General features: G+C 63.6%; 10 protein-coding genes. 8 read left to right on the forward strand and 2 right to left on the reverse strand.

The features are described from left to right. Nucleotides 1-157: 157 nt before the first annotated feature. The 4 genes from Q0R23_RS17220 to Q0R23_RS17235 all read left to right on the forward strand — a co-directional run bounded on the left by Q0R23_RS17220 (nucleotide 158) and on the right by Q0R23_RS17235 (nucleotide 3,963). Nucleotides 158-697, forward strand: a complete 540-nt coding sequence (locus Q0R23_RS17220; protein WP_293915038.1) for a hypothetical protein — start codon at nucleotides 158-160, stop codon at nucleotides 695-697. A gap of 493 nt (nucleotides 698-1,190) precedes the next feature. Continuing rightward, nucleotides 1,191-2,981: a PA14 domain-containing protein gene (locus tag Q0R23_RS17225; protein WP_293915040.1), complete on the forward strand. Its 1,791-nt coding sequence runs from the start codon at nucleotides 1,191-1,193 to the stop codon at nucleotides 2,979-2,981. A 63-nt stretch (nucleotides 2,982-3,044) separates the two neighbouring features. After that, on the forward strand, nucleotides 3,045-3,581 hold the full coding sequence (locus tag Q0R23_RS17230; protein ID WP_293915042.1) for a hypothetical protein: 537 nt from the start codon (nucleotides 3,045-3,047) through the stop codon (nucleotides 3,579-3,581). A 37-nt stretch (nucleotides 3,582-3,618) separates the two neighbouring features. Continuing rightward, nucleotides 3,619-3,963 (forward strand): aminoglycoside adenylyltransferase domain-containing protein, encoded by a 345-nt coding sequence (locus tag Q0R23_RS17235; RefSeq protein ID WP_293915044.1) that lies wholly within the window; start codon nucleotides 3,619-3,621, stop codon nucleotides 3,961-3,963. A gap of 123 nt (nucleotides 3,964-4,086) precedes the next feature. Here Q0R23_RS17235 and Q0R23_RS17240 read toward each other — a convergent pair whose 3' ends face one another. Beyond that, entirely contained in the window at nucleotides 4,087-4,524 is a 438-nt protein-coding gene (locus tag Q0R23_RS17240; protein ID WP_293915046.1) for a nucleotidyltransferase, read from the reverse strand. Between the two features lie 264 nt (nucleotides 4,525-4,788). Here Q0R23_RS17240 and Q0R23_RS17245 point away from each other — a divergent pair, with 264 nt between their 5' ends. From Q0R23_RS17245 to Q0R23_RS17260, 4 genes are all read left to right on the forward strand, one after another. Next, nucleotides 4,789-5,031: a ribbon-helix-helix domain-containing protein gene (locus Q0R23_RS17245; protein ID WP_293915048.1), complete on the forward strand. Its 243-nt coding sequence runs from the start codon at nucleotides 4,789-4,791 to the stop codon at nucleotides 5,029-5,031. Next, nucleotides 5,022-5,372 carry a type II toxin-antitoxin system PemK/MazF family toxin gene (locus tag Q0R23_RS17250; RefSeq protein WP_293915050.1) on the forward strand — a complete coding sequence of 117 codons (351 nt, stop codon included), beginning with the start codon at nucleotides 5,022-5,024 and terminating at the stop codon, nucleotides 5,370-5,372. Before Q0R23_RS17245 ends, Q0R23_RS17250 begins: the two co-directional genes overlap by 10 nt. Before the next feature lie 140 nt (nucleotides 5,373-5,512). Beyond that, nucleotides 5,513-5,773 carry a type II toxin-antitoxin system Phd/YefM family antitoxin gene (locus Q0R23_RS17255; RefSeq protein WP_293915052.1) on the forward strand — a complete coding sequence of 87 codons (261 nt, stop codon included), beginning with the start codon at nucleotides 5,513-5,515 and terminating at the stop codon, nucleotides 5,771-5,773. Nucleotides 5,774-5,896: 123 nt separating this feature from the next. After that, nucleotides 5,897-6,310: a type II toxin-antitoxin system VapC family toxin gene (locus tag Q0R23_RS17260; RefSeq protein WP_293915053.1), complete on the forward strand. Its 414-nt coding sequence runs from the start codon at nucleotides 5,897-5,899 to the stop codon at nucleotides 6,308-6,310. A gap of 70 nt (nucleotides 6,311-6,380) precedes the next feature. Here the strand turns inward: Q0R23_RS17260 and Q0R23_RS17265 are convergent. Beyond that, the coding region (locus Q0R23_RS17265) for an Eco29kI family restriction endonuclease (RefSeq protein ID WP_293915055.1) at nucleotides 6,381-6,749 on the reverse strand (369 nt) is incomplete at its 5' end.

Consider the following 6,749-nt stretch of genomic DNA (forward strand, 5'->3'; position numbering starts at 1 on the left):
TGGCTGCGGGCTGCCCTCTACGACCTCGAACCGCAGGTCACGGCCCGACTGCGCGCCGAGTACACGGCCCATTTCGGCGAAGCGCTGGAGCAGACCGGTGATGAAGCTCAAGCGCTGGCGACGCTGGGCAGCCCGGCTGAACTCAACTTGCTGCTGCGTGGGCGCTACCCCCAATCCGGCGGAACTCCGGATGCTCGGCAGGCTGACGGCTGGACTGTCCAGGCCAATCTGGGCCTGGGAACTGACGGCGCTGACGCTGATCCTGACCGTCATTCAGGGCGCAGCCTGGGCACAGATGTCGGGCCTGTGGCTGATCGTCGGCGCCGGGCTGGCGCTGCGGGCCTGGGCGTTCCGGTTTACGGGTGCCCGCCGCCTCGGCCTGCTGCTGGCGGCGCTGATCGTACCGCTGCACCTTATTGCCAGCAGTCAGGATTGCCAGCAGTCAGGGCCTGCCCGCCGACGCGCTGCACTGGCTGCTGGCACTGGGCCGCTCGATGCTGATCGTCACGGTCCTGACCCTCGCTCTGATCTCCTCGCGGATTCGAGTCTGGATGCAGGAGCTGCGCCGCGCCTGAGTTTCGTGCGCCTGAGTTCCCTGTATTTGAGTTTCGTGCGCCTGTGCCAGTGGGCATCAGGCTCAACCGACGCCCAGTTGCTCGGCAGCCCGGCCCGGCGGCAGAAGACTCCGGCGAGGTGACCGTGAGTCAGCCGCAACTATGCAGCTTGTATCACAATGGCGGGCCGGGTGACATCGGGCGGTTCTCATCCAGGGGCCTGCCGCCCGGCTGTGCGTTCAGGCGTCGGTTGGGCGCTGCTCAGGGTCGCTGCGGATCGGTCGCTCCAGTGTCGGCCTCTCGACCTGCCTCTCATGCCAGGCCGAGCAGGCTCTCACGGTGCGCGGCTAGGGTCAGGCTGATGCTCGCGCCGCCGTTGCCAGGCCCGCCCTGAAGAGGCTCACCGGAAATTCGCCTGGTGACGGCAGCCTGATGTGAGCAGCCCACTGATGTGAGCAGCCCAGTGAAGAGCAGCGGTGAGAAGACGCCGCTTTGTCCCCGGTCTCGCTGCACCATTCTCTTTACTTCGCAGAGCTGCATAAGGTCTCTCTACTTTGCAGAGCTGCATAAGGAAACGCCATGCACCCGAAAATCTCTATGTCCGGTGTCCTGACTGCCCGTTTCACGTGTGCTGCCTTGGGCCTGGGCCTGCTGCTGAGCGCCTGTGGCGCGGCGGACCAGACCCAGGCAGATCAGCGACAGAGTGCCCCGGCCCCGCTGGAGTCCGAGGCGCTCAGCTCTGCGGGCCTGAACGGCGAGTATTTCGGCACCATCGACCTCAGCGGCCCGGCCAAGCGGCGCACCGACCCGACCGTGAATTTCGACTGGGGCGACGGCTCACCCCTGAGCGGCATTCGCAACGACCAGTTCTCGGCGCGGTACGTGGGCGAGGTCCGTGCCCCGACCAGCGGGAAGTACACCTTCTACGTCACCGCCGACGACGGCATGCGGCTGGATGTGGGTGGTAAGCGCCTGATCGACGACTTCACCGATCACCCGGCGACCACCCGCAGCGGCCAGATTCGTCTGGTGGCCGGGAAGCGGGCGAAGATCAACCTGGAGTATTACGAAAATGGCGGCCAGGCCAGCCTCAAGCTCGAATGGAGCGGCCCCGGCATTGCGCGTCAGGTGGTGCCTGCCTCGGCGCTCTCTAGCTCCAGTAGCCCTGGCCCCAGCAGTCCAGACGCGACGGGCCGGACCTTCTGGGTCGCTCCGGGTGGCAACGACGGCGGCCCTGGCAGCGAGGCTTCGCCCTGGGCCACCATCAACAAAGCTTCGCAGACCCTGACACCTGGCGACACCGTGCTGGTCAAAGACGGCACTTATACGGGCGTGTATATCGCCAGTTCCGGTAAGCCCGGCAAACCCATCACCTTCAAGGCCGCGCCGGGGGCCAAGCCCAACATCTTCATCACCGAAATCGGCTCGGCAGGCTTTCTCCTCCAGGGGGCCTCGTATATCGATATCGAGGGCTTCAACCTCGACTACCAGGTGCCCGGTGCCGAGAACGCCAACGGCGAGCGCTGGGAACCGGGCATTGCCATCACGTCGTTGAATGACAGGGGGCCAGGACGCATCGATTCGCACCACGTCAGGATCATCGGCAACCGGGTTCACGGCTTTCCCGGCGGCGGCATCGGCTCCGGGCAGGCCGATTACGTGACCATCGAGGGCAATACCATCTGGGAGACGGCGTTTTATTCCAAGTACGACACCAGCGCCATCTCGCTCTACCAGAGCCGCAACGTCGATCAGGCGGCGGGCTATCACCATATCATCCGGGCCAACACGGTGTTCAAAAACGAAAACAGGGTGCCCGGCACCGGCATCGGCAACACCACCATCACCGACGGCAACTGCATCATCATCGACGACGGGCGCAACACCCAGAAGTTTCAGGGCGACAAGGCGACCTACCCGGCCTTTACCGGTGCCACCCTGGTCGAGAACAACATCTGCGCCGACAACGGCGGGCGCGGCGTCAACGTGTTTTCCAGCGACAACGTGCTGATCCGCAACAACACCTTCTACAAGAATGGCCGCACGCCCGACCTGGACGGCGAAATCTCGGTGGCGGCGGCCAGCAACGTGCGCGTGGTCAACAACATCATCGTGCCGCGCGACGGTCAGCGGGCCACCTCGCTCTACGACGGGAACCGGCAAGATCTCCAGGTCAGCAACGTCACTTTTGAACGCAATCTGTATTTCAACTCGGACAAGCTGGCCAACCGGGTGCCGAGCGACATCGTGGCCGATCCGCAGTTCGTCAGTCCCGGCAACGACGTGAACACCGCCGACTTTCGCCTGAAGTCCGGCAGCCCCGCCATCGACAGGGCGCTGAGTGCCGACGCACCCGCCTACGACGTGGGCGGCCTGAGCCGTCCGGTGGGTGCCGGGCCGGATATTGGGGCCTGGGAAGCCAGGTAATCCCCAGGCTGGCACCGTGCCGCCACCTGAAGAGTCTGGTTGCCGCGTTACAGTGACCGGGTGATGTCCACTTCCTTGCCCGCACCTGAAACGGCCTATCTGAACGCCCTGAGCGCCGTTCTTCAGCAGACGCTGGGGCCGATGCTCGTCGGGGTCTACCTGTTCGGCTCGGCGGCCTACGGTGCCTACGAAGCTGGCCTGAGCGACCTCGATGTACAGGCGGTGATTGCACAGGCGGTGATTGCACAGCCACTGACCGAAGCCGAGTACCGTGCCCTGGCCACCGCTATCAGTCACGCCGCGCTGCCCTGCCCGGCCCGCAAGCTGGAATTCGTGCTGTACACGCGGGCCGCCGTCGCCACGCCGAGTCGCCGTCCGCAGTTCGCGCTGAACTTCAACACCGGGGCCGGGCTGCCAGGGCACCTCGGCCTCGATCCGGCGGCGGAAGCCTCGCACTGGTTCGTGCTCGACATCGCCCTGGGCCGTGAACTGGGCCGGGCGCTGATGGGGCCGCCACCCGCCGAGGTGTTCGCGCCGCTGCCCCGCGAGTGGGTGCTGAGCGCCTTACACGGATTCCGCTCAATTCCGGAACACCCGTAAAAGCGCCGGGTGTTCCTCCATACCGCAGAATCCGTATTTGTTCCTCCTCCCGTTGGTCGGATTGATTCCGAATACAGAACGGAATCAATCGGAATCCGTATTACTCGACTCGCTCAGATGGCACCGCCAGCATGAGCAGGCCAGCGCCAACAGCGTCCTGAACGCCTGCCGAAGCTGGCGCTGGGCACAGACCGGCGTGTGGGGCTCCAAGCGGGCGGGATTGAGTTGGGTGCTGGAGCAGCCGCTGGATCAGCCGAACGTGCCCGAGGTATTGCGTCAGGCTGAACACGCCCGGCAGACCGGGGAGCGCCTGAACCTGGGCGACGCGGCGGCCTTCCTGAGCGGGGTCGAGGAGTGGATCAGGGCGGAAGCGGGGCAGTAGCAGGATTCCGGTTGGTGCCGGGTGAATCGATGACTCGGCACCGGAGTCAAGGGGCGTCTGGCTTTGAAATGGCTGCCCCCGCCACCCCAACCCGCCCAAGCAGAAGCGTGAGCCTGTTTGGTTCTACTCTTCCGGCAACTCTTCCAGGTCAGCCAGATCTTTGTTCCGCCCTGCCGCCCGCTTGTTTATTCTCAGGTCGGCCAGCGAGATCAGCGGCACCTTGAGGTCGCCCAGGTCAAGTTCGGCCCGGTTGCTCCAGGCTTGCTCGAAGGTCACGCCGCTGATCTCGTTCATCAGTTCGAGCATCATCGGTTTTGCGCCCATACGGACCATCGAGCCGGGCTGATTGAGGTCTTCCGCACGCATGGGCACCGCAAATTCTGTCATCGCCGATGCCAGCCGCTGCGTATTTTCTTCGCCCAGTCGGTAAAAAATGTCGATGTCGCCGGTGTAGCGTGGGAAGCCGTGTGCCCCGACCGCGTAGCCGCCGACCAGCAGGTACTCAACGCCGTGCTGATTCAACAAGCTCAACAGTTCTCTGAAATCTGGGGGCAGTTCCATTCTCGTACCTCTGGGCACGTAGAAATTCTATGTCGGCCAGCCGCTGCCGGGGCGTCTTGGCCCACTCTGAGCGCCGGTCAGCCTGCGCGGCTTCCTCGCGGGTGGTGATCTGGAAGGTGCGGGTCATCTGCATAATCTCCACCAGTTTACTCCCTACCAGGCCACCCCCCGCCGCCCCCAGCCCCCGCCGCCCCGACCCGGCCAAGCAGAAGCGCCGTGCAACCGGATTTTTATGCACCTCAGTATGTATGATAGTATGCACACATGACATACGACACGACGCAGCGGGTGACGGTCAGCCTGCCTCCCACCCTGGCCAACTACCTTGAGGAGTATCAGAAGACCCACCGGATCAGCAGCCGCAGTGAAGCGATCGCGCAGGCCATCGTGGCCCTGCGGGAGAAGGAACTGGCCGAGGCTTACGCCGACTACGCCCGCTCCGGCGAATTTATCGACCTTGAAACGGGTGAAGGTCTGGAAGAACCGGGCGGAGAGAAGTGGCAGTAGGGCTGATCCGGCGCGGCGACATTTTTCTGGTCGATTTCAGCTCCGCCCGCAGCAACGAGGCCAACTTTACCCGGCCCGCCGTGGTGCTGACCAACAACGCGGCCAATGCCAACAACGTAGTCATTTCGGTGATCCCGCTGACCACCAACCTGGGGCGGGTCTACCCGTTTCAGCTCCTGCTCCCGTACCAGCGCACCGGTCTGGATGAAGACAGCAAGGCGCAGGTCGAGCAGCTTCGGTCTGTCGCGCTGAGCCGCGTGCTTCGTCGGCTGGGATTTGTGCCGGATGACCTGATGGTTCAACTGAGCGCCAGGGTCCGGGAGCATCTGGCCCTGAACTGAATCCAGCCCCCAGCCCCCGCCACCTCAACCTGCCCAAGCAGAAGCGTCAGCCAAGAGTAACAAGGCACCTGACATTGCTTCGTTACACATCCTGATGTAAACTGGTCAGCACTGGTCAGCACTGGTCAGGGAGGCGCGATATGAAGGTACAGTCGGCAAAGACAGAGTGGCCGTTGCAGGATGCCAAGGCTCATTTCAGCGAACTGGTCGATGCCGCGCTCACGCAGGGGCCGCAGGCGGTCACGCGGCACGGCAAGAATGCGGTGGTGGTGCTTTCGCATCACGACTTCGTGCGGCTGAGTCAGGCCAACACGACCCTGGCCGACGCGCTGGGCGGCGCACCCGCCGAGTTGACCTTTGAGCGTGACCGAACGCCTATCCCCGCTGTCCAACTCGACTGAGGAAACTCCTGCTGCCATTACGGGATTCCGCAAAGAACGCTCCATCCCTCCATTCTCGCAGGAGCTTCCCTTCTTCCTCTCTCGCTCCGCTCGGTTGATCTATCGATCAACAAGGAGGGCCTGATGTATTTGCTGGATACCAACGTCGTCAGCGAACGCAGCAAACCTCAACCAGACGAGAAGGTCATGGTCTGGCTGGGCAGCCACACTGTGGGGCAGACGTATCTGAGTGTCATTACCCTGGCCGAGCTGGAACAGGGCGTGCTGCGACTGGGCGACACCAAACGGGCCAGAGAGTTGCAGGTTTTCTTGAGAGGTATTGAAGAGCAGTTCACGGGCCGCATCCTGCCGGTTGACTGGGCGGTGGCCCGCACCTGGGCCAGCATGACTGCCGGGGCCATCTCGGCGGGGAAGACCTTAAGCTACGCCGACTCACTGATTGCCGCCACCGCCCGCACGCACGGGCTGATCGTGGTGACGCGCAATGTTGCGGACTTTCAGGCGGTCATGTCAGACGTGGTCAACCCCTGGGAGTAGAGAAAGCGGGCTAACACCCCCCGCCCCCGCCACCCCGACCGGCCCAAGCAGAAGCGGGGGCTAAGGTGTCTCACCCGTCCAGATCAGTATCCAACGAGAGACGGATATACCGCCTGAGCTGCGCTACGTCGTACCGTGCCAGATTGTCCATCCTGGTGGCCCAGGTTCTGCCAGGGTGCAACTGATCCCAGATGGAGCGTGCCTGTTGATAGCGCCCTTTACCTGGATCGTGGTTGCCGAAGCCAGAAATCTGCGCGTTCCAGATGGGCGCGAGCCGTTTGATTATGACCGCTTCCGCCCACTGGACGAGGGCGTCGGCCATCGGAACGACGCGCACATCGAAATCGTTGACGCTGAGCGTTGCTTCCGCTTTGCGGATACTGGCCGCATGTTCACCCAGGCGTTTGAACAAACTATTGCTCTGGGGCGCTCTGGCTTC

The sequence above is a fragment of the Deinococcus sp. genome (assembly GCF_025362455.1).
Lineage (GTDB): Bacteria > Deinococcota > Deinococci > Deinococcales > Deinococcaceae > Deinococcus.

Coding starts and splice junctions, on each gene's coding strand:
- Q0R23_RS17240 (WP_293915046.1), bottom strand. CDS start 4,524: ATGGAACTGCCCCCAGATTTCAGAGAACTGTTGAGCTTGTTGAATCAG.
- Q0R23_RS17245 (WP_293915048.1), top strand. CDS start 4,789: ATGACATACGACACGACGCAGCGGGTGACGGTCAGCCTGCCTCCCACC.
- Q0R23_RS17230 (WP_293915042.1), top strand. CDS start 3,045: ATGTCCACTTCCTTGCCCGCACCTGAAACGGCCTATCTGAACGCCCTG.
- Q0R23_RS17260 (WP_293915053.1), top strand. CDS start 5,897: ATGTATTTGCTGGATACCAACGTCGTCAGCGAACGCAGCAAACCTCAA.
- Q0R23_RS17255 (WP_293915052.1), top strand. CDS start 5,513: ATGAAGGTACAGTCGGCAAAGACAGAGTGGCCGTTGCAGGATGCCAAG.